Origin of the sequence: Winogradskya humida (genome assembly GCF_016862215.1) — a bacterium.
Classification (GTDB): domain Bacteria; phylum Actinomycetota; class Actinomycetes; order Mycobacteriales; family Micromonosporaceae; genus Actinoplanes; species Actinoplanes humidus.
The window spans coordinates 84,651-110,136 of sequence record NZ_BOMN01000131.1 but is presented as its reverse complement, the minus strand read 5'-3'; the positions used below and the strand labels follow the sequence as shown (position 1 = coordinate 110,136).

The window sequence follows — 25,486 nt, the reverse complement described above, 5'->3', positions numbered from 1 at the left end:
ATCCGCACGAGCGACACCGCTGATCTGATCGTCGCCCACCACGACGGCCCGGTGCTCGAACACCGACCGCGTGGTCACCAGCGACCAGGCCACCTCTGCGGGGTCCAGCTCCGGGTGGTCCGTCAGCCATTCGCGCAGGCCGGCAACCTGAGCGGCCGCGCCGGCGGCGGACTTGGCCGACACCACGAAGGCGGCGGCATCCGAGACGACCGGTGCCGGACCGGCGGCCGGCGCGGTCTCGTCGGCCGGCGGTTCTTCGAGGATGATGTGCGCGTTGGTGCCGCTCATGCCGAACGACGAGACACCGGCCCGCCGGACCCGGCCGTTCACCGGCCATGCCACGGGCTCGCTCAGCAGCCGCACCTCACCCGACGTCCAGTCGACGTGGGACGACGGCTTGGTGGCGTGCAGAGTCTGCGGCAGTTGCTGGTTCTGCAGCGCCAGCACCATCTTCATCAACCCGGCCACACCAGCGGCGGCCTGCGTGTGCCCGATGTTGGACTTGACGGACCCGAGCCAGAGCGGCCGGTCCTCCGGACGATCCTGACCGTACGTAGCCAGCAACGCCTGCGCCTCGATCGGGTCGCCCAGCGTCGTGCCAGTCCCGTGCGCTTCCACCACATCAACGTCACCGGGCGACAGTCGCGCATTGGCGAGCGCCGACCGGATCACGCGCTGCTGCGACGGGCCGTTCGGGGCGGTCAGCCCGTTCGAGGCACCGTCCTGGTTCACGGCCGAGCCCCGGACCACTGCCAGGACCCGGTGCCCGTTGCGCTGCGCGTCGGACAGTCGCTCGACGACGAGTACGCCGGCCCCTTCGGACCAGCCCGTCCCGTCCGCGTCGGAGGAGAATGCGCGGCAGCGCCCGTCCACCGACAAGCCCTGCTGCCGGGAGAAGTCAACAAACGTCCCGGGCGTGGCCATCACTGTCACACCACCGGCCAGTGCGAGAGAGCACTCCCCCGACCGCAACGCCTGAGCGGCCAGGTGCAGCGCCACCAGCGACGACGAACACGCCGTGTCCACGGTGACCGCGGGGCCTTCCAGACCCAGCGCGTACGACACCCGCCCGGACAGCACGCTCGTCGCGTTGCCCGTCATCATGTGACCCTCGACGCCGGATTCGCCCTGACCGGCCAGCGTCACGGCGACGCTGTAACCGGAGCTGAACCCGCCGGCGAACACGCCCGTCGGACTCCCGTGCAGGGTGGAGGGGTCGATCCCGGACCGTTCGAGTGCCTCCCACGAGACCTCCAGCAGCAACCGCTGCTGCGGGTCCATCGCGAGCGCCTCACGCGGGCTGATCCCGAAGAACCCGGCATCGAAATCGGCCACCCCGGAGAGGAAACCGCCCTGCGCGACGTACGACGTACCGTCACTCTCGCGATCCGGGTCGTAGATGCTCTCGATGTCCCAGCCACGGTCCGTCGGGAACTCGCCGATGGCGTCGCCGCCTCCGGCCAGCAGGTGCCAGAACTGCTCGGGGGTCGCGACGCCACCCGGGAACCGGCAACTCATCCCCACGATGGCCAGCGGCTCGTCCGCCGCGGCGGTCGTCGCGACGACCCCGGGCGCGATGGCGTCCCTGCCGACGAGTTCGCCCCGCAGGAACTGCGCCAGCGCCGTGGGCGTCGGGTAGTCGAAGATCAGCGTGGCCGGCAGCCGCAGCCCGCTCACCGTGTTGAGCCGGTTGCGCAGCTCCACCGCGGTGAGGGAGTCGAAGCCGAGGTCCTTGAACGCCTGGCGGTCGGACACGGCCTCCGCCGACGCGTGACCCAGCACCGTGGCCGCCTCGGCGCGGACCAGCTCGGTGAGCAGCCGTTCCTGGGCGGCCCGGTCCAGGCCGCCGAGTCGCTGGGCCAGCTCGCCGCGGCTGCCGGCGATCGTGGTGACCGCCGCCACCGGAAGGGCGCGGATCTCGGGCAGATCGCGGACCAGCGGCAGTTCCCGCAGGTCGGCGGCGCCCGGGGCGGCGGCCAGCAGTGCCCAGTCGACGTCCATCACGCTCAGCACGGCGTCGGTGCCGTCGAGCGCTTCGCCGAGTGCCCGGACGGCGAGATCCGGGTCCATGGCGGGCATCGCGCCGCGGCGTACCCTGGCCCGTACCGCATCGCTCGAATCGGCGAAGCCGCTGCCGTTCCAGGCGCCCCAGGCCACTGCCAGCGCGGGCAGGCCGCGTCCCCGCCGGTTCTCGGCGAGCGCGTCGAGGTAGGCGTTGGCGGCGGCATAGTTGCCCTGCCCGGCGGTGCCGAGCGTGGCCGCGGCCGAGGAGAACAGCACGAACGCGTCGAGGTCCAGGCCGGCGGTCAGCTCATCGAGCAGCGCCGCGCCGGTGGCCTTGGCCCGCAGCACGGTCGCGAACCGGTCCGGCGACAGCCGCTCCACCACACCGTCGTCCAGAACCCCGGCGGTGTGCATGATCGTGGAGATCGCGGGGCCGCTCCAGGCGAGCAGCCCGGCAAGGTCATCCCGGTCACCGGCGTCGGCGGCGACGATGTCGACCCGCGCGCCGGTGCCGGCCAGCTCGGCGGCCAGCCGGGCGGTGTTCGCCGCGGCCGGGCCGGAACGGCTGGTCAGGATCAGCCGCTGCGCCCCACGACCGGTCAGCCAGTGGGAGACGTGCCCGGCGATCGCGCCCGTGCCACCGGTGATCAGGACGTCACCACGGGGCTGCCAGCCGTCGGTCGTGCTACGGGGTCGCGGTGCGCGGGAGAGCCGGCGGCCCAGGACGGCGGCGGGCCGGATCGCGACCTCGTCCTCACCACTACCGGCGAGGACAGCCACGAGTCGTGCTCCGGCGCGCTCGTCGAGCACGGCCGGCAGATCGATCAGGCCACCCCAGCGGTCCGGGTGTTCCAGAGCCACCACACGGCCCAGGCCCCAGGCCTGCGCCTGCACCGGGCTGCTCAGCACATCGCCGGACCCGGTGGTCACCGCGCCACGCGTCGCTATCCACAGTGGTGCCTCGATACCGGCCTGCACCAGGGCCAGCGTCGCGGCCAAGCCCTGCGACACCGCGGGGAAGTCCGGCATCGGGGCTTCGTCGAGCGCCAGCAGGGACAGCACACCGGCAACCTCGCCGTGCTCCGGCAGGGTCGCGAGCTCGACCAGGGACACCTCGGCGCCCCGGGCGGTGAGCGCGGCCACGACGTCGCCGCAGTCCTGACCGGCTGACCGGACAACGAGCCAGGTCCCGGACAGCGCACCCGCGTCCGGTTCGCTCACCGGGAGCCAGTTGACCCGGTAGCGCCAGTCCGCTGTCAGGGAGCGATCCACGGCGCGGCGCCGCCACGATGCCAGCGCCGGCAGCAGCTCGCCGAGCTGCTGGTCGTCGCCCAGGTCCAGGGTGCCGTTCTCGACGGCGGCCCAGAACTCGGCATCGGCGCCCGAGTCCGGCGCCGTCCCCGCGTTGTTCGGCGTCGGCAGCGTCAGGAGGCCCTCGGGCCAGTAGCGCTCGTGGCGGAACGCGTACGTCGGCAGCTCGATCCGCTCACCGGCCGGCAGCAGCGCACTCCAGTCGACGGGTACGCCGTGCACGAACGCGCGTGCCAGCCCGCCGACGAGGCCGCCGTCCGGTTCGGTGCGACGCTGCAGCGGCACGAACACCGCGTCAGCGACGGCTTCCGGGCCGAGCGAGGACAGCGAACCGTCCGGGCCGATCTCCAGGAACACCGACACACCCTCGGCGGCCAGCGTCGTCAGGGCATCCGCGAAACGCACCGCGTCCCGCGTCTGCGCCGGCCAGTATCCGCCGTCGCACTCGCCGACCAGTTCACCGGTCAGCGCACCCGCCCACAGCAGCTGGGGCCGGTCGTAGGTCAGTCCGGCGGCGACCCCGGCCAGCTCGCTCAGGACCGGGTCCATGGCCGGGGAGTGGAACGGGTGGCTGACGCGCAGAGCCCGTACCCTGCGGCCCTGCTTCTTCCAATGGCTCATCACCGACTCGACGGCGGCGAGGTCACCGGAGACCACGACCGATTCGGGGCCGTTGACCGCCGCGATCGACGCACCGGCCAGCGTGGGGATCACGTCGGCCTCGGGCGCGTTGATCGCCGCCATCGCGCCACCGGCCGGCAGCTCCTGCATCAGCCGGGCGCGGGTGGTCACCAGCCGGCAGGCGTCGGGCAGGCTCAGGACACCCGCGACGTACGCGGCAGCCACCTCGCCCACCGAGTGCCCCACGACCGCGTCCACGGGCACCCCGGCCGCCTTAACGACCGCGGCGAGGGCCACCTCGAAGGCGAACAGGCCGGTCTGGGCGTACAGCGTCTGATCCATCGGGGTCTGATCCATCGGGGTCTCGTCGGCGCCCAGCACGAGATCACGGACGGGGACGTCGAGCAGCTCGCAGACCCGGTCGAATTCCGCGGCGAACACGGGGCTGCTCTCGTACAGCGCCCGGCCCATGCCGGTCCACTGCGAGCCCTGACCGGCGAAGACGAGACCGACGCGGGCGTCCGGCTGCACCACACCCGTGACCACGGCACCCGACGACACCCCGGCCGCCAGACTGCCCAGCCCCGCGATGAGGTCGTCGCCCAGGACCACGGCGCGGTGCTCGAACGCCGAGCGGGTGGTCGCCAGGGACCAGGCCACATCCGCCGGGTTCAGGCCGGGACGGGCCGACGCCCACTCCCGCAGGCGGCCGGCCTGCGCGGCCAGTCCCCGCGCCGAGCGGGCCGACACCACCCAGGCGGCGGTCCCCGAGACGATCGGAGCCGGCCGGGCTGCAGGCGTGGTCCCATCGGCCGGCGGCTCCTCGAGGATGATGTGCGCGTTGGTGCCGCTGATCCCGAACGAGGACACACCGGCGCGCCGGACCTGCCCGGTCACCGGCCACGGCACGGGCTCGCTGAGCAGCCGGACATCACCCGCCGACCAGTCCACGTGCGGTGACGGCTGCTCGGCGTGCAACGTACGCGGCAGCTGCTCGTTCTGCAGTGCCAGCACCATCTTCATGACGCCGGCGACACCGGCGGCGGCCTGCGTGTGGCCGAAGTTCGATTTCACGGACCCGAGCCAGAGCGGCCGGTCCTCCGGACGATCCTGACCGTACGTAGCCAGCAGCGCCTGTGCCTCGATCGGGTCACCGAGCGTCGTGCCGGTCCCGTGCGCCTCCACCACATCAACATCGGCGGGCGACAGCCGCGCATTGGCGAGCGCCGACCGGATCACGCGCTGCTGCGACGGGCCGTTCGGGGCGGTCAGACCGTTCGAGGCACCGTCCTGGTTCACGGCCGAGCCGCGGACTATGGCGAGCACGTGATGGCCGTTGCGGCGGGCGTCGGACAGCCGCTCGACGACGAGCATGCCCGCGCCCTCGGCCATGCCCATGCCGTCCGCGTCGGCCGAGAACGCCTTGGACCGCCCGTTCATGGCCAGGCCGCGCTGCTGCGAGAAGCCCACCATCTCCCACGGGGTGGCCATGATGGTCACGCCACCGGCGAGAGCCAGCGAGCACTCCCCCGACCGCAGCGCCTGAGCGGCCAGGTGCAGTGCCACCAGCGACGACGAACACGCCGTGTCGATCGTGACGGCCGGGCCCTCCAGGCCCAGGGCGTACGACACCCGGCCCGACAGCACACTCGTGGCGCTGCCGGTCATCATGTGGCCTTCGAGACCCGCCGTGCCCTCGCCGACCAGCGCCATGACCGTGCCGTATCCGGAGCCGTACCCGCCGGCGAAGACACCGGTCGGGCTGCCCTGCAGCACACCCGGGTCGATCCCGGCCTGTTCGAGGGCCTCCCAGGAAACCTCGAGCAGCAGCCGCTGCTGGGGGTCCATGGCCAGTGCCTCACGCGGGCTGATCCCGAAGAAGCCCGCGTCGAAGTCGGCGACCCCGGAGAGGAAACCACCCTCCGCGACGTACGAGGTGCCGTCGTGATCGGGGTCCGGGTCGAACATGCTGTCGAGGTCCCAGCCGCGGTTGCGGGGTGCCTCGCCGATGGCGTCGGTGCCGGTGCTGAGCAGACGCCAGAGTTCCTCGGGGTTGCTGACGCCTCCGGGGAAGCGGCAGGCCATCCCGACGATCGCAATCGGCTCGTCGGTGCCCGCAACCGCGAGCGGCGGCTGTGGCGTGTTCACGGCGGCGGTGACCAGGTCCCCGACAAGTTCGGTACGCAGCAGCGTCGCCAGCACGGCCGGTGTCGGGTAGTCGAACACCAGGGTGGCCGGCAGCCGCAGACCGGTCTCGCTGCGCAGCCGGTTCCGCAGCTCGACCGCGGTCAGCGAGTCGAAGCCGAGATCGGTGAACGCGCGGCCCGCCTCGACGGCGTCGCTGGACGAGTGGCCCAGCACCGCGGCGACGAGCCGGCGGACCAGGTCGAGCAGGAACCGGTCGCGTTCGGGTCCGGGCATCGCGGCGAGCTTCTGCCGCAGTGCCTGCCCGGCGTCGCCGGGCGTCGCGGTGGCACCCGCCGCGGTCCGCCGGGCCGGGGCGCCGCGCAGTCCGCTGCCCTCGGTGAGCTGGACGGCCAGGACCCGCCAGAGCGGCGGGACCTCGCCCAGGTCCGCGGCCTGGGCGCGCAGTCCGTCGAGGTCGAGCCGGGCCGGGACCAGGATGGCCTCGGGCCGGGCCAGCGCGCGGTCCAGGACGGCGAGGCCTTCCTCGGCGCCCATCGCGGCGATGCCCGAGCGGGCGATCCGGTTCAGGGACACCTCGCCCAGATCGCGTCCGATGCCGGCTTCGTGGACCCACGGGCCCCACTGCAGCGACAGGCCTGCCAGCCCCGCTGCCTGCCGGTACGACGCCAGCCCGTCCAGATAGCCGTTGGCTGCGGCGTAGTTGCCCTGGCCCGGGGCGCCGAACGCGGCGGCGGCGGACGAGAACATCACGAAGTGGTCCAGGCTCAGGTCCTGGGTGAGTTCATGCAGATGCCAGGCAGCGTCAGCCTTCGGCCGCATCACCGCCGCCAGCCGCTCCGGGCTCAGCGTGGCGATCACACCGTCGTCGATGATCCCGGCGGCGTGGAACACCGACCGCAACGACGGCGTGCCATCGACGATCGCTGCGACGGCATCCCGGTCAGCGACGTCACACGCGATGATCCGAGCCTGCGCACCCAGCTCCGCGATCTCGGCGGCCAGCACACCAGCACCGCCGGCCTCCGGGCCGGAACGGCTCAGCAGCACCACATCGTCGGCGCGACCCGTCGTCACGAAATGCTTGGCCACGATCCCGCCCAGCGTTCCCGTGCCACCGGTGATCAGCAGCGCGCCGGCCGTACCTTCGGGTGCGGCGGCCTCGACCCGAGCCGGCCGGGTCAGCCGGCGGGCATAGGCCACCGAGTCCCGCAGCGCCAGCTCCGGCTCACCCGTGGCCAGTACGTCCACGTCGAGCCCACCGGTCGCGGGCAGATCCACCAGCACGATCCGGCCCGGGTTCTCCGACTGCGCCGAGCGCAGCAGACCCCACACCGCGGCGGCTCCGAGGTCGCTGACGCCCTCGCCGGGGACAGCGGCCACACCACCACGGGTCAGGACCACCAGCGGCACTGGCTCCACCCGCTCATCGGCCAGCCAGCGCTGCACCAGGTCCAGGGCCTGTCCTGCGGCGTCCGGACCGGCGACACACGCCAGCGCGGCAGCCGGAAGATCAGCGTCCTCGGCGTACGCCCGGACACCCAGCCCGAAGCGATCCTCCCCGAACAGCACCCAGTCGCCGGCTCCCCGGCTGCCGGAAACGTCGACGGGGGTCCAGTCGAGGGCGAACAGCGTCTCGGGTTCGGCGCTCGTCAACTGCTCGATCGCCACGGGGCGGTAGACGAGCGACGTCACCGACACCACGGGGGCACCTGTCGTGTCCGCCGCCGTCAGCGTCAGGCCGTCCTGGCCCTCGCGGCGCAGCCGGGCCCGCAGCACCGAGGCGCCACCGGCGGACAGCTGCACACCCGTCCACGCGAACGGCATCCGCAGACCGGCTTCAGCCTCCTCAACGAGCCCCGCGGCGTGCAGCACGGCGTCCAGCAGCACCGGGTGGATGCCGTACGAGCCGGCCTCACCGGCCACCACCTCGGGCAGTTCCACCTCGGCGAAAACGTCGTCCCCGCGCTGCCACGCCGCCCGGAGACCGTGGAACGAAGGACCGTAGACCTCGCCCAGTCGTACGCCGTACAGGTCAGCGACATCGAGCGGCACAGCGTTCTCCGGCGGCCACACCGCCAGCTCCGCGTCCGGGACAGCGTCCTCCACCGCCGGGGCGAGCACACCGCTCGCGTGCCCGGTCCACGCCGGCTCCGAGCCCGTACGCGAGAACACCTGCACGTCCCGGCGTCCCTGCTCGTCAGCGGCGCTCAGCACGACCTGGATCTGGACCCCGCTACCGTCCGCGGGCACCACGAGCGGCGCCTGCAGCGTGAGTTCCTCCAGCAGCCCGCAGCCGGCCTGGTCACCGGCGCGCACGGCGAGTTCGACGAACCCGGTGCCGGGCAGCAGTGCCATCCCGCCGACGACGTGGTCACCGAGCCACGGCTGGGTCCGCAGCGACAACCGTCCCGTGCACACCAGTTCGCCGCTCTGCAGTTCCACGGCCGCACCGAGGAGCGGGTGGTCGATGGCGGACTGGCCCAGCGACACCGGATCCCCGCCCCCGCCGGGCGCCGGAAGTGCGACGAGCCCCGCCGGCCAGTACCGCTCGTGCTGGAACGCGTAGGTCGGCAGCTCCACCTGAACGGCGGCCGGCAGGATCCTGGTCCAGTCGACGGCCGCGCCGTGCACGAACGCCTCCGCCAGCGACGTCAGCAGCCGGTGCACGCCACCGTCGTCGCGGCGCAGCGTCCCGCACACCGCTCCGGGCACGGCACCCGGCCCGGCTGTCCCGGCGACCTCTTCCAGGATGTCGCTGATCGCACCCAGCATGACCGGGTGCGGCGTGGTCTCGATGAACAGCTGGTGGCCCAGTCCGGCCAGCACGCGTACGGCGCGGTCGAAGTGGACGGGGGCGCGCAGGCTGGCGTACCAGTAGCCGGCATCCAGTTCGGTGCCGGTCAGCATCTCACCGGTCATCGCCGACACCATCGGCACCCGGCCAGCGCGCGGGTTCAGCCCGGCCAGCGCGGCGATGATCTCCTGTTCCAGGCTTTCGACCTGGGCGCAGTGCGACGCGTAGTCCACGGCCACCATGCGGGCCCGGACCCCGTCGGCCTCCACCGCCTCCTTCAGGTCCCGCAGCGCCGCCGGTTCGCCGGAGACGACCACGGTGGCGGGTCCGTTGACCGCCGCGAGCGACAGCCGCCCGGCGAAGCGTTCCAGCCGCTTCTCCACGACGGCGGCGGGCTCGGACACCGACATCATCCCGCCCGCACCGGCCAGCGCCCGCAACGACTGCGAGCGGAGCGCGACCACCCGGGCGCCGTCCTCCAGGCTCAGCATCCCCGCGACCACGGCGGCGGCGATCTCACCCTGCGAGTGACCGACGACCGCGCTGGGGTGGACCCCGGCGGCCTCCCAGACGGCGGCGAGGGAGACCATGACCGCCCACAGCAGCGGCTGGACCACATCCGCCGCGTCCCAGTCGGCGGTCTCATCGAACAGCGACCAGGTTCCGTACGGCGCCAGCGCCTGCTCGCACTCAGCGAGCCGCGCCGCAAACACCTCGGAGGAAGCGGCCAGGTCGCGGCCCATGCCGATCCATTGGGAGCCCTGGCCAGGGAACACGAACACGGGGCGTACGCGGGCCCGGGCCCGGCCCGAGACCACCGCCGCGGACAGCTGCCCGGCGGCGAGACCGCCCAGCTCGGGCAGGAGCCCCGTGCTGCCGATGACGACCGCCCGGTGCTCGAACACCGATCGGGTCACCGTCAGCGACCAGCTCACGTCCGCGGCGTCCAGTTCGGGGCGGGCCGCCAGCCACGCGTGCAGCCGGTCGGCCTGTCCCGCCAGTCCATCGGCGGACCGGGCGGACAACGGCCACGCCTGGATGCCGCCGGTGTCGACGACCCGGGGGGTGCCGGTGACCTCGACCGGGTCGCTCGCGGGTGCCTGTTCGAGGATGACGTGGGCGTTGGTGCCGCTGATGCCGAACGCGGAGACACCTGCCCGGCGGACGCGCCCGTCACCCGGCCACGGCACGGGCTCGGTGAGCAGCCGGACATCCCCGGCCGTCCAGTCCACGTGCGGTGACGGCTGGTCGGCGTGCAACGTACGCGGCAGCTGCTCGTTCTGCAGTGCCAGCACCATCTTCATGATGCCGGCGACACCCGCGGCGGCCTGGGTGTGGCCGATGTTCGACTTGACCGAGCCGATCCACAGCGGCCGGCCCTCGGGACGATCCTGACCGTACGCGGCGAGCAGCGCCTGTGCCTCGATGGGGTCGCCGAGCGTCGTGCCGGTGCCGTGCGCCTCCACGACGTCCACATCGGAGGGTGTCAGCTGCGCGGTGGCGAGCGCGGCCCGGATGACCCGCTGCTGCGACGGCCCGTTCGGCGCGGTCATCCCGTTGGACGCACCGTCCTGGTTGATCGCCGACGCGCGGACCACCGCGAGAACGGGGTGACCGTTACGGCGGGCGTCGGAGAGCCGCTCGACGACGAGCATGCCCGCGCCCTCGGCCATGCCCATACCGTCCGCGTCGGCCGAGAACGCCTTGCACCGGCCGTCCATCGCCAGGCCGCGCTGCTGCGAGAAGCCGACCAGCTCCCACGGCGTGGCCATGATCGTGACGCCACCGACGAGGGCGAGCGAGCATTCCCCGGAGCGCAGTGCCTGCCCCGCCATGTGCAACGCCACCATCGACGACGAGCATGCCGTGTCGATCGTGGCGGCGGGGCCTTCGAGACCGAGGGCGTACGACACCCGGCCGGACAGCGCGCTGGTGGCGTTGCCGGTCATCAGGTGGCCCTCGGCGCCCGAGGACTGGTTGCCGGTCAGTGCGGCGACCATCGCGTACCCGGAGCCGTAACCGCCGGCGAACACCCCGGTGGGGCTGCCACGCAGGGTTTCCGGGGCGATGCCGGCGCGTTCGAGGGCCTCCCACGCCACCTCCAGCAGCAACCGCTGCTGCGGGTCCATGGCGAGAGCCTCGCGGGGGCTGATGCCGAAGAACCCGGCGTCGAAGTCGGCGACCTCGTGGAGGAAACCGCCCTTGGCGACGTACGACGTGCCGTCGCTGTCCGGGTCGGGATCGAACAGGTTGTCCAGGTCCCAGCCGCGGTCGCGGGGCACGTCGCCGATGCCGTCGCCGCCCGTGGCCAGCAGGTCCCAGAACTGTTCGGGGGTGCTGGTGCCGCCCGGGAACCGGCAGCTCATCCCGACGATCACCATCGGGTCGTCGGCCGTCGTCGCGATCACCGGCGCCGGCAGCGCGGGACCGGCGGCGAGGTCGCCGGCCAGTTCGGTGCGCAGCTGGGCCGCCAGCGCGAGCGGGTTCGGGTAGTCGAAGATCAGGGTGGCCGGCAGCCGCAGACCGGTGGCGGCGTTGAGGCCGTTGCGCAGTTCGACGGCGGTCAGCGAGTCGAAGCCGAGATCGGTGAAGGCCCGCTCGGCGTCGACGGCTCCGGGCGACGCGTAGCCCAGCACCGCGGCGGCCTCGGCCTGCACGACCTCCGCCAGCAGGTCTTCCTGCTCGGCGCGGCTCAGTCCGGTCAGCCGCTGCGCAAGCTCGCCCTGGCCGCGGACGATGCCCTCGGTTCCGGCCCCGGTGGCGATCAGTGCCCGGATCTCGGGCAGGTCACGCACCAGCGGCAGGTCACGCAGGTCGCGGGCGCCGGGCGCCGCCGCCAGCTGGGGCCAGTCAACGTCCATGACGGCGAGTACGGCGTCGGGGCCGTGCAGCGCGTCGCCGAGCGCCCGCACCGCGAGCTGCGGGTCCATGGCGGGCATGGGTCCCTGCTGGGTGCGGTGCCGGACGACGTCGTTCGAGCCGGCCAGCCCCGCACCGGCCCACGCGCCCCAGGCCACGGCCAGTCCGGCCAGGCCACGGGCGCGGCGGTTCTCCGCCAGGGCGTCGAGATAGGCGTTCGCGGCGGCGTAGTTGCCCTGCCCCGCGGCGCCGAAGATCGATGAGGACGACGAGAACAGCACGAACGCCTCGAGGTCCAGGTCCGCGGTCAGCTCGTCGAGCAGGGTCGCACCGGCGGCCTTCGCGGCCAGGGCCGTCGCCAGCCGGGCGGGGGTCAGCCGCTGCACCACGCCGTCGTCCAGCACACCGGCGGTGTGCAGCACCGCGGACACGTCCGGCCCGGCCCAGGCGAGCAGCCCGGTCAGGTCGGCCCGGTCGCTCACGTCGGCGGCCACGACGTCCACCCGCGCACCGGCGGTCGCCAGCGCCGCGGCCGATCCGGCCACACCACCCGCGCCCGGACCGGACCTGCTCGTCAGGATCAGCCGCTGCGTGCCGCGCGCGGCGAGCCACTGCGCGACATGCCCGGCGATCGCACCCGTGCCACCGGTGATCAGGGCCGCGCCGCGGGGCCGCCACCCGCTGTTCGTGTCACGGGGCTGGGCGGCCCGGGTCAGCCGGCGGCCGAGGATCGCCCCGGAGCGGATCGCGACCTGGTCCTCACCGCAGCCCGCGAGGACGGTCACGAGCCGGGCGCCGGCCCGGTCGTCGAACACGACGGGCAGGTCGATCAGGCCGCCCCAGCGGTCCGGGCTCTCCAGCGCGACAACGCGGCCCAGGCCCCAGATCTGCGCCTGCACGGGGTTGCTCAGCAGTTCACTCGGGCTGCCGGCAACCGCGCCACGGGTGGCAAGCCAGAGGGGTGCGTCGATGTTGTGGTCGGCGAGCGCCTGGATCAGGGCCAGCGTCGCCGCCGTTCCCCGGGACACCACCGGGTGCTCGGGCAGCGGGGTCTCGTTGAGGGCGAGCAGGGACAGCACGCCCGCGACCGGACCCGGCTGCGGGAGCAGTGCGGCCAGTGCGGCCCGGTCGGTCACGTCCGCGCCGGCCTCGATCACGATCACCTCGGCACCGCGGGCGGTCAGCGCGGCCACGATGTCCGGCCCGAACCGCGGCCCGAAAACCGGCCCGGACTCCGGCCCTGAGTCCGGCTCGGTGATGACGAGCCATGTGCCGGACAGGACGCCCGTGCCGGATTCGATGACCGGCGCCCAGGTGGTGCGGTAGCGCCAGCTCGTGGTGAGCGACCGGTCCTGTTCGTGGCGCCGCCATTTGGCCAGCGCCGGCAGCACGTCGGCGAACGAGCGCTCCCGGCCCACGGCGAGCGTGTCGGTCAGTTGCGCCAGGTCGCCGCCTTCGACGGCCGCCCAGAACTGGGTTTCGGCCGGTGAACTCGCACCGTCGCCGCCCCGGGCCGGCGCGGTCGTGGTGGCGGTCTTCAGCCAGTACCGCTCGTGCTGGAACGCGTAGGTGGGGAGCTCGACGTTGTCGCCGGCGGGCAGCAGCGTGGCCCAGTCCACGGCGACGCCGTGCACGAAGGCACGGGCCAGGCCGCCGAGCAGACCGGCCACGGACTCGTTACGGCGCTGCAGCGGCACGAAAACGGCGTCGGCGACGGTCTCCGGGCCCAGCGAGGACAGGGAACCGTCGGGGCCGACCTCCAGGAACACCGAGATGCCCTGACCGCCCAGGGTCGTGAGGGCGTCGGCGAAGCGGACCGCCTGACGGGTCTGCGCCGGCCAGTATCCGCCGTCGCACTCGCTGATCAGTTCTCCGGTCAGCGCACCGGCCCACAACAACTTCGGCCGCTGGTGGTCGAGCCCGGTCGCGACCTCGCCCAGCTCGTCCAGGACCGGGTCCATGGCCGGGGAGTGGAACGGGTGGCTCACGCGCAGTGCGCGTACCCGCCGGCCCTGCTCCTTCCAGTGCTTGAGCACCGACTCGACGGCGGCGCTGTCACCGGAGACCACCACGGAGTCCGGGCCGTTGACCGCGGCGATGGACGCACCCGCCAGCGTGGGGATCACGTCGGCCTCGGGCGCGTTGATGGCCGCCATCGCGCCACCGGCCGGCAATGCCTGCATCAGGCGGGCCCGGGCCGACACCAGCTTGCAGGCGTCCGGCAGGCTCAGCGCGCCGGCGACGTACGCGGCGGCGATCTCGCCCACCGAGTGGCCCATGACGGCATGCACGTTCACCCCGGCGGCCCTGAGGACCGCGGCGAGGGAGACCTCGAAGGCGAACAGGCCGGTCTGGGCGTAGAGGGTCTGGGTGGCGAGTGACTCGTCGACACCGTCCGCGCCCAGCACGAGGTCACGGACGGGGACGTCGAGCAGGTCGCAGACGCGGTCGAACTCGGCGGCGAACACCGGGCTGCTCTCGTACAGTCCCCGGCCCATACCGGCCCACTGCGAGCCCTGCCCGGCGAAGATCAGGCCGACCCGGGCGGCGGACCGGGCCACGCCGGACACCACGGAACCGGACGACTGGGCGGCGGCCAGCGAACCCAGCCCGCTCATCAGCTCGTCCCGGTCACCGCCGAGCACGACGGCGCGGTGTTCGTACGCCGTCCGGGTGGCGGTCAGGGACCGGGCCACGTCCGCCGGGGTCAGTCCGGGGTGCGCGGTGATCCAGTCCCGCAGCCGCGCGGCCTGAGCGGCCAGCCCCGGCGCCGACCGGGCCGACACGACCCACGCGCCGGCGCCCGACACCACGGGGGCCGCGGTCTCCTCGGCCTCGGCCGCCTCGGGAGCGGGCGCCTCTTCCACGATGATGTGCGCGTTGGTGCCACTGATCCCGAACGACGACACACCGGCCCGGCGCGGACGCTCGGAGACCGGCCACGCGACCGGCTCGTTCAGCAGCCGGACCTCGCCCGCCGACCAGTTCACGTGCGGGGACGGCGCATCGGCGTGCAACGTACGCGGCAGCTGCTCGTTCTGCAGTGCCAGCACCATCTTGATGACGCCGGCGATCCCGGCGGCGGCCTGGGTGTGGCCGATGTTCGACTTCACCGAACCCAGCCACAGCGGCGACTGCCCGGCCCGGTCCTGACCGTACGTGGCCAGCAGCGCCTGTGCCTCGATGGGGTCGCCGAGCGTCGTGCCGGTCCCGTGCGCCTCGACGGCGTCGACGTCAGCGGTCGTGAGGCGGGCGTTGGCCAGCGCGGCCCGGATGACCCGCTGCTGCGAGGGGCCGTTCGGGGCGGTGAGACCGTTGGACGCGCCGTCCTGGTTGATCGCCGAGCCGCGCACCACGGCGAGGACCCGATGGCCGTTGCGCCGTGCGTCGGACAGCCGCTCGAGGACGATCATGCCGACGCCCTCGGAGATGCCCATGCCGTCAGCGTCGGCCGAGAACGCCTTGCACCGGCCGTTGCGGGCGAGCCCGAGCTGCCGCGAGAACTGGGTGAACATGATCGGGCTGGCAATCGTGGTGACACCGCCGGCGAGCGCGAGCGTGCACTCCCCCGACCGCAGCGCCTGCGCGGCCATGTGCAGCGCCACCAACGACGACGAACAGGCCGTGTCCACTGTGACGGCCGGGCCCTCGAGGCCCAGCGTGTACGACACCCGCCCGGAGATGATGCTGGTCGAGGTGCCGGTCATCAGATGACCGTCCATGTCCTCGTCCACGCCCGGTCCGAAGCCGTAGCCGGACAGCGAGGCCCCGGCGAACACACCGGTCAGCGAGCCGCGCAGCGACGACGGGTCGATGCCCGCGCGTTCCAGGGCCTCCCAGGACACCTCCAGCAGTAACCGCTGCTGCGGGTCCATGGCCACGGCCTCACGCGGGCTGATCCCGAAGAAGCCGGCGTCGAACCCGCTGGCGTCCTGCATGAACCCGGCCTCGCGGACGTGCGAGGTGCCGTCCGGATCCTGCTCGTACAGCTCCTCGATGTCCCAGCCACGGTCGGTCGGGAAGCCCGCGACCGCGTCACCGCCTGCGGCCAGCAGCCCCCAGAACCCTTCCGGGTCCTGGGCGCCACCGGGATAGCGGCAACCGATACCGACGATGGCAATCGGCTCGTGACTACGTTCTTCGACCTCCCGGAGACGCTCACGCGTCTCGTGCAGGTTGGTGGTCGCCCATTTCAGATAGTCACGGAGGGTTTCTTCGTCGGCCACGGAACCTCACTCGCTCAAGCCCTGATTACCGGCCGAGTTCCTTGTGAATGAACTCGAAGATTTCGTCGTCGGACGCAGCACCGATCTTCTCCGCGACGACCTGACGTCCTGTTATGTCGCCGGTGCTCCACTGGGTGACGATTCCCTGAAGCCGTTCCGAAATCATTCGGTAGGTCTCGTCATCCGTTTTGGCATCGGCCAGCATCGAACCGAGCCGGTCCACTTCGGAAAGAAGAGAAGCCGGGCTCGACTCGTCGGTGAATTGTTCGTTCCAAAGATAGTCGGCCACCTGTACGGGATTAGGGCAGTCGAACAGCAGGGTCGCGGGCAGCTGCAGGTCAGTAGCGGTGCTGAGCCGATTCCTGAGTTCAACTGCGGTCAGGGAATCGAAGCCCAGGTCGCTGAAGGCCCGGGTCTCCTCGACGGCATCGGGGCTCGGGTACTTCAGCACCGCGGCCGCCTGGGTCTGCACGAGGATGATCAGCGTGCGCTGCTGCTCCTCGCGGGACAGGCCCGCCAGTTGCTGCTTGAGGGCCGCACCCGCACCCGAGTCCGGGCCCGCCTCAGCGGCGCTGTCAGCGGCACCCAGGGTCCGCTGGACCTCGGGCAGGTCCCCGATCAGCGGGCTCGGCCGGCGCAGCGTGAACGGAGGCGCGAACAGCTCCCAGTCCACGTCCGCGATCGTCGTCGGGCCGTCACCGGCGTCCAGGATCTGCGCCAGCGCCTGCACCGCGTGCTCGGGCGTCATGACCATCAGGCCACGCCGGGCACCCTGCTCGGCGCCGTCCTTACCGGTCATGCCGCCGCCGCCCCACGGCCCCCAGGCCACGGACGTCGCCGGCAGCCCCAATCCGCGGCGCTGCTCGGCGAGGGCGTCCAGATAGGTGTTCGCCGCCGCGTACGCCGACTGCAGGCCACTGCCCCAGGTCGCCGCGATCGACGAGAACAGGACGAACGCGTCCAGGCTCAACTCCCGGGTGAGCTCGTGCAGGTGCGCGGCGCCGGATGCCTTGGCCGCCAGCACGTCCTGCAGGAATTCCGGGCTGTTCTCCGCGACAGCGGCGGTCGGTCCGACACCCGCGGTGTGCAGCACCGACGACAACGCCGGGCCGCTCGCCGCGATCCACGACACGATCCCGGCCAGGTCCGCGCGGTCACCGGCGTCACCGGCCACCACGTCGACCCGGCTGCCCGCGGTCGCCAGGTGCGCGGCCCGCTCGGCCACCACGCCGGCGGCGGGGCCGGACCGGCTGGTGAGCACGATCCGGGGCGCACCCCGGCCGGCCAGCCACGTGGCCAGGTGCCCGGCGAGAGCGCCGGTGCCACCGGTGATCAGCGCGGCACCCGCCGGTACGAACTCCGCGTCCCCGGCGCGGGGCGCGGGAGCATGCGTCAGCCGCCGCCCCAGCACCGCAGCCGACCGGATCGCGACCTGGTCCTCACCGCCACCCGCCAGCACGCTCACGAGCCGGCCCGCGGCCCTGTCGTCGAGCGTGGCCGGGATGTCGACGAGGCCGCCCCAGCGGTCCGGCTCCTCGAGCCCGACCACCCGGCCGAGACCCCACACCTGGGCCTGCACCGGGCTCGCGAGCACCTCACCGGGTCCGGCGGCGACCGCACCACAGGTCAGCGCCCACACCGGTGCTTCGACGCCCAGGGCCTGCAGGGCACCCAGCAGCGTCACCGTCGCGGCGAGTCCGGCGGGCACCGACGGGCGGTCCGCCAGTGGTGTCTCGTCCAGGGCAAGCAGCGACACCACACCGGCGATCGGTGGCAGATCCGGCAGATCCGGGCCGGTCACCAGGACCTCCGCACCCCGGTCGCCCAGTGCCGCCACCACGTCCGGGCGGGACTGCCCGTCCGGTGTCACGACGAGCCAGACACCACTCAGCGCGGCTGGGCCGGATTCGAGGATCGGCTTCCAGGTGGCCCGGTACCGCCAGCCGGCGGTCAGCGACCGGTCCTGCTTGCCGCGCCGCCATGACGCCAGCTCCGGCAGCAGGTCCTGGAACGGGCGGGTGGCGTCGATCGCGAGTGTCTCGGTGAGCCGGTCGAGGTCGGCGCTCTCGACGGCGGCCCAGAAGTCCGTGTCGGTGCCCGCACCGTTCGCGGCCGGTGCCTCGACGGGGTCGGGCTGCAGCCAGTACGGGTGGTGCTCGAACGCGTACGTCGGCAGGTCGACCGGCGCCGCGGCGGGCAGCACCGCCGCCCAGTTCACGGCGATGCCACCGGCCCAGGCGCGGGCCAGGGCCTTCAGGACGTGGGCCGCGTCGTCGTGGTCGCGTTCGAGGGTGCCGACCACGACTACGCCGGGCGTACCCGACTCCTGCGCGGTCTCGGTGACCGCGGCCGTGAGGATCGGGTGGGGTGAGACCTCGACAAAGGCGTTGAAGCCGCCGGTCAGCGCGACCTTGACGGCCTGCTCGAACCGGACCATCCGGCGCAGGTTGCTGTACCAGTAGCCGGCGTCCGCCGTCGTGCCGTCGAGCCAGTCACCGGTCACTGTGGACACCATCGGCACCCGGCCCGGCAATGGCTTGATGTCCGCCAGCTCGGCGGCCAGGACCGCTTCGAGCGGCTCGACAGCCGGCGAGTGCGCGACGAAGTCGGTCTCGGGGATCCGCCAGCGCATCACGTGCCGCGCTGCCAGCTCCCGCTCGAACTCCGCCAGCGCGCCGGGCTCACCCGACACCACCGATGCCGCCGGGCTGTTCACCGCGGCCAGCGAAAGCTTGCCGTCCCACGGTTCCAGCAACTCGGACACCGTCGGCGCGGGCATCACGACCGACACCATCGAACCCTGCACGGACAGACTCGACAGAGCCCGCGACCGCGCCACAACCACCCGGGCACCGTCCTCGATACTGAGCAGACCGGCGACCGTGGCCGCGGCGATCTCGCCCTGGGAGTGACCCATCACCGCTTCAGGGATGACTCCCGCGGCCTCCCAGACCGCGGCGAGCGACACCATCACGGCCCACAGGACCGGTTGCACCACGTCCGCGCGTTCCAGGGCGGGTGCCCCTTCGGCGCCGGTCAGCACGTCGGTCACGGACCAGTCGAGCAACGGCGCCAGCGCCTGCTCGCACTCGGCCAGCCGGTTCGTGAACACCGGCGACGTGCCGAGCAGTCCGCGGCCCATGCCGGTCCACTGCGATCCCTGACCCGCGAACACGAACACCGGGCGGGTGCCCGTACGGGCCGTGCCCGAGACGGTGAAGTCACCGAGACCGGCGATCAACTCGGCCCGGTCGGCGCCGATGACGACCGCGCGGTGCTCGAACGCCGCCCGGGAGGAGGCCAGTGCCCAGCCCACCTCGGCGGGCTCCACCTCCGGCCGGGCCGTGAACCAGGCGTGCAGGCGACCGGCCTGCCCGGTCAGCGCCCGCGCTGAACGCGCCGACACGACCCAGGCGCAGGCACCCTGTACCACGCCGCCACCGGTCGGGGCGTCGGCCTGCGGGGTCTCGTCGAGCGGGGCCTCCTCCAGGATGATGTGCGCGTTGGTGCCGCTCATCCCGAACGAGGAGACACCGGCGCGGCGTACCCGGCCGTTCGCCTTCCAGGGCGTCGCCTCCTGCAGCAGCCGGACCTCACCGGACGCCCAGTTCACGTGTGGCGACGGCTCGGCCGAGTGCAGCGACCGAGGCAGCTGCTGGTTCTGCAGCGCCAGGACCATCTTGATGATGCCCGCGGCGCCCGCGGCGGCCTGCGTGTGACCGATGTTCGACTTCACCGAACCCAGCCACAGCGGCGGCCGGCCGGCCCGGTCCTGACCGTACGTGGCGAGCAGCGCCTGTGCCTCGATCGGGTCACCGAGCACCGTGCCGGTCCCGTGCGCCTCGACGACGTCCACGTCGGCGGACGACAGCTTCGCACTGGCCAGCGCCGCGCGGATGACCCGCTGCTGGGCCGGCCCGTTCGGGGCGGTCAGGCCGTTGGACGCGCCGTCCTGGTTGATCGCGGAACCCCGGACCACGGCCAGCACCCGGTGCCCGTTGCGCCGGGCGTCCGAAAGCCGCTCGACGACGAGCATGCCCGCGCCCTCGCCCAGGCCCATGCCGTCCGCACCCGCCGAGAACGGCTTGCACCGGCCGTCCGGTGACAGCCCCATCTGCCGGCTGAACTGGTCGAACAGCAGCGGGTTGGCCGCCACCATCACACCGCCGGCGAGCGCCAGGTTGCTCTCCCCGGAGCGCAGGGACTGGCAGGCCAGGTGCAGCGCCACCAGCGACGACGAGCACGCGGTGTCGACGGTGACCGCCGGGCCCTCCAGGCCGAACGTGTACGCGACGCGGCCCGAGACCACGCTCGTCGACACGCCGGTGACGAGGTGGCCGTCGAGCTCGCCCTGCAGGCCGGCGCTCCAGCCGTACCCGGATGCGGACGCTCCCGCGAACACACCGGTGGCGGAGCCGTGCAGCGATGCCGGGTCGATGCCGGACCGTTCGAGGGCCTCCCACGCGACCTCCAGCAGCAACCGCTGCTGGGGGTCCATCGTGAGGGCCTCGCGGGGGCTGATGCCGAAGAAGCTCGCGTCGAAGCCGGGGGCGTCGTAGACGAAGCCGCCCGACCGGATGGCCTGGCCGCTGTATTCCGAGCCGGGCCGGTCCTCGATGGTCCAGCCGCGGTCCTCCGGCAGCACCGAGATGGCGTCGGTCCCCGCGGTCACCAGGTCCCACAACTCTTCCGGGCTGTGCGCGCCACCGGGATACCGGCAGCTCATGCCGATGATCGCGATCGGTTCGTCCAGGACCGACGCGGCGACCGGGCTGTTCGACGCCGTCCCGGCGGCTCCCCCGAGCTCTGCCAGCAGGAATTCCGCGGCAGCGGTCGGGGTGGGTGCGTCGAACAGGAGCGTGGCGGGAAGCTGCAGCTCGGTGGCGGCGCTGAGGCGGTTGCGGAGCTCCACCGCGGTGAGCGAGTCGAAGCCCAGGTCGCTGAACGCGCGGGTGGCCTCGACGGCGTCCGCGCTCGGGTACTTGAGCACCGCGGCGGCCTGCGTCTGCACGAGGCCCACCAGCAGACGCTGCTGGTCACCGCGGGACAGTCCGGCCAGTTTCCGCTTGAGTGCCGATCCGTCGCCGGCTTCGACGCCGGGCACGGGCGTGCTGGTGTCCAGGGCCCGGCGCACCTCGGGCAGGTCGCCGATCAGGGGACTCGGCCGGCGCAGCGTGAACGGGGGCGCGAACCGCTCCCAGTCGACGTCCGCGATCGTCGCGTAGCCCTCCCCGGCGTCCAGGATCTGGGCCAGGGCCTGCACCGCATGCTCGGCGCGCATGGTCAGCAGGCCACGGCGTACGCCCTGGGCGGCACCCTCCTCGTCGGTCATCCCGCCGCCGCCCCACGGCCCCCAGGCCACCGACGTCGCCGGCAGTCCCCGCGCGCGCCGGTGCTCGGCGAGCGCGTCGAGGTAGGTGTTGGCCGCGGCGTACGCGGACTGCAGACCGCTGCCCCACGTGGCCGAGATCGACGAGAACAGCACGAACGCGTCCAGGTCGAGGTCGCGCGTCAGCTCGTGCAGGTGCGCCGCACCGGCCGCCTTGGCCGACAGGACGGCGTCCATGAACTCCGGCGTGGTGTCCCCCACCGCGGCGGTCGGGCCGACACCGGCCGTGTGCATGACCGCCGACAGGGCCGGGCCGGTCGCGGCGATCCACGACACCAGTCCGGCGAGCTCCTCGCGGCTACCGGTGTCACCGGCGACGACGTCTACCCGGGCACCCGCGGTCGCCAGCTGGGCCGCCAGCGCCGCCGCACCCGCGGCTGCGGGGCCGGACCGGCTGGTCAGCACGAGCCGGGGCGCACCCCGGCCGGCCAGCCACCGCGCCACATGTCCGGCGATCGCACCGGTGCCACCGGTGAGCAGCGTGCTCGCGCGGGGAACCCACTCCACCACCGCGTTGCGCGGCGGCGGCGCGTGGACCAGTCGCCGGCCGAAGACCGCGGCGGACCGGATCGCGACCTGGTCCTCGGCACCGGCGGCCAGCACACCCACCAGCCGGGCCGCGGACTTGTCGTCCAGCTCGGCGGGAACGTCGATCAGGCCACCCCAGCGCTCCGGGAACTCCAGGCCGATCACCCGGCCGAGTCCCCACAGCTGGGTCTGCGCCGGATCCGGCAGTGCCTCGCCGGGTCCGGGGGCGGTCGCCCCGCTGGTCAGCACCCACAGCGGCGCGTCGATGCCGGAGTCGCCCAGCGACTGGGCCAGTGCCAGCGTCGCTGCCAGGCCCTGCGTCACCACCGCGTGGTCCGGCAGCGGTGTGGTGTCGGTTCCCAGCAGGGACACCACGCCCACGGCCGGGGCCGTGTCGTTCAGCGCCCCGGTGAGCAGACCGGTCAGCCCGGCCCGGTTCGCGGACCCGGCGGGTACCTCGATCTCCACCACCTCGGCGCCGCGCGCGGTCAGCGCCGCCGGCACACCACCGGTGTACCCGGCCGGGCGGACGACGAGCCAGGTGCCGCCGAGCAGGGCGGAGCCGCTCTCGCTGACCGGTTTCCAGGTCACGCGGTAACGCCACCCGGCGGTCACGGACCGGTCCTTCTCGCGGCGCCGCCAGGTGGCCAGCGCCGGGAGGACCTCGCCGAGGTAGTGCTGGTCCTTGATGTCCAGGACGTCGGCGATGTGCGCCACGTCCCCGCCCTCGACGGCGTTCCAGAACCGAGCCTCCGCGGCCGTTCCGGGTCCGTCCCCGCCGTCCGCGACGGGTTCGGCCGACGGCTCCAGCCAGAATCGGTGCTTCTCGAACGCGTAGGTGGGCAGGTTCACCTGCGGCGCGGCGGGCAGCACGGACTTCCAGTCCACACCGATACCCGTGACCCAGGCCCGCGCGAACGACGTCACCAGACTGACAGCGTCAACCCGCTCACGCTCCAGCGTCCCGACCGCAACCACGTCGCTGATCCCGGCGTCCTCCGCCGTCTCCAGCACCGCCGCCGTCAGGATCGGGTGCGCGGAGATCTCCACGAACGACGTGAAGCCCTCGCCCAGCAGCACCCGGATCGCCTGTTCGAAGCGGACCATCCGCCGCAGGTTGCTGTACCAGTACGCGGCGTCGAGCGGCGCGCCCGACAACCATTCACCGGTCACCGTCGACACCATCGGCACCCGGCCCGGCAGCGGGACGATCCCCGCCAGCTCCTCGGCCAGGGGCGCCTCGAGCGGCTCGACGGCCGGCGAGTGCGCGACGAAGTCGGTCTGCGGGATGCGCCAGCGCATCGCGTGCCGGGCCGCCAGCTCCCGCTCGAACTCGGCGAGGGCCTGCGGATCGCCGGAGACCACCGACGCCGCGGGGCTGTTCACCGCGGCCAGCGAAAGCTTGCCGTCCCACGGTTCCAGCAACTCCGACACCGCCGGGGCGGGCATCACCACCGACACCATCGAACCCTGCACGGACAGACCCGACAGCGCACGGGACCGCGCCACGACAACCCGGGCACCGTCCTCGATGCTGAGCAGACCGGCGACCGTGGCCGCGGCGATCTCGCCCTGCGAATGACCCATCACCGCGTCCGGAGTCACCCCCGCGGCCTCCCAGACCGCGGCGAGCGACACCATCACGGCCCACAGCACCGGCTGCACCACGTCCGCGCGCTCCAGGGCGGGAGCCCCCTCGGCTCCCGTCAGGACATCCGTCACCGACCAGTCCAGCAACGGCGCCAGCGCCTGCTCGCACTCGGCCCACTTCGCGGCGAAAACCGGCGACGACCCGAGCAGTCCGCGGCCCATGCCGAGCCACTGCGAACCCTGTCCCGCGAACACGAACACCGTCCGTGAACCCGTGCGTGCCACGCCCGAGACGGCCAGGTTGCCCAGGCCGCCCAGCAACTCGGCGCGGTCACCACCGACGACCACCGCGCGGTGCTCGAACACCGAACGCGACGCCGCCAGGGACCAGCCGACGCCGGCGACATCCGGGCGCGCACCGAACCACTCCCGGAGCCGCGCCGCCTGCCCGGCGAGACTTCCCGCCGTACGCGCCGACAGCGTCCACGCGTCCACCTCGCCGGCCCGCAGCACGGCGGGCACGGCGGCCTGCTCATCCTCGACGGTCTCGGGCGTGGCGTCCTCGGCCAGGCTCGCCGCCATCTCGGCGTCCTCGGGCGAGGTCTCCCCCGCCGTCGTCTCCGCCTCGGCGGTGGCCTCCTCCAGGATGATGTGCACGTTGGTGCCGCTCATCCCGAAGCCCGACACACCGGCCCGGCGCACCCGGCCGTCCGACGGCCAAGCCACGGATTCCTGCAACAGCCGGACCTCGCCCGCCGACCAGTCCACCTCGGAAGTCGGCTGGTCCGCGTGCAGGCTGCGCGGCAGCCGCTCGTTCTGCAGCGCCAGGACCATCTTGATCACACCGGCGACACCCGCGGCCTGCTGGGCGTGGCCGATGTTCGACTTCACCGATCCCAGCCACAGCGGTGGCCGGCCGGCCCGTTCCTGACCGTACGTCGCCAGCAGCGCCTGGGCCTCGATCGGGTCGCCGAGCGGGGTGCCCGTACCGTGCGCCTCGACGACGTCCACGTCGGACGGTGAGAGTTTGGCACTGGCGAGCGCCGCCCGGATGACCCGCTGCTGCGACGGCCCGTTCGGGGCGGTCAGCCCGTTGGACGCGCCGTCCTGGTTCACCGCGGAGCCACGCATGACCGCGAGCACCTGGTGGCCGTTGCGCCGGGCATCCGACAGGCGCTCCACAACGAGGACGCCGACACCCTCGGCCACGCCCATGCCGTCCGCCGACGACGAGAAGCTCTTGCAGCGCCCGTCGGGCGACAGGCCGAGCGACTGGTTGAAGTCGGTGAACAGCACCGGGGTCGCCGCCACGAACGCGCCGCCGACCAGGGCCAGCGAGCACTCACCGCCGCGCAGGGCCTGACCGGCGAGGTGCAGGGCCACGAGCGCCGACGAGCACGCCGTGTCGACGGTGACCGCCGGGCCTTCCAGGCCGAGCGTGTACGACACCCGCCCGGACAGGATGCTCGTCGCGTTACCGGTCATCGTGTGACCGTCGTGCTCGCCCTGCCGCCCGGTCGTCCACGCGTACCCGGATGCCGACGCGCCGGCGAAGACACCGGTGCTGGACCCGCGCAGCGACGCCGGATCGATCGCGGCCCGTTCGAGGGCCTCCCACGCGACCTCCAGCAGCAGCCGCTGCTGGGGGTCCATAGTGAGCGCCTCGCGCGGGCTGATCCCAAAGAATCCCGCGTCGAACTCGGTGGCGTCGTAGACGAAACCACCGGTGTGCACGCGGGCGCCGCCGGAATCGGGGTCGCCGGGGTCGCCGACGTCCCAGCCCCGGTCCTGGGGCAGCCCGGCCACGGCATCGGTCTCCGTGTTCAGCAGCTCCCACAGGTTCTCGGGGCTGCGTACGCCGCCCGGGAACCGGCAGCCCATGCCGACGATCGCAATCGGCTCGTCGCCGGCGGCTTCCATCTCGTGGAGCCGCTGCCGGGTCTCGTGCAGATTGGCGGTCACCCGCTTGAGGAAGTAGCGGAGCTTGTCTTCCATGTCTTACGTCACCTCGTCGAG

General features: G+C 73.1%; 2 protein-coding genes. Both read right to left on the bottom strand.

The window, feature by feature from the left end:
* The coding region (locus tag Ahu01nite_RS45220) for a type I polyketide synthase (protein ID WP_203842936.1) at window positions 1-15,963 on the bottom strand (15,963 nt) is incomplete at its 3' end.
* 25 nt (window positions 15,964-15,988) lie between these two features.
* Entirely contained in the window at window positions 15,989-25,465 is a 9,477-nt protein-coding gene (locus tag Ahu01nite_RS45215) for a type I polyketide synthase (RefSeq protein ID WP_203842935.1), read from the bottom strand.
* Window positions 25,466-25,486: the final 21 nt, after the last annotated feature.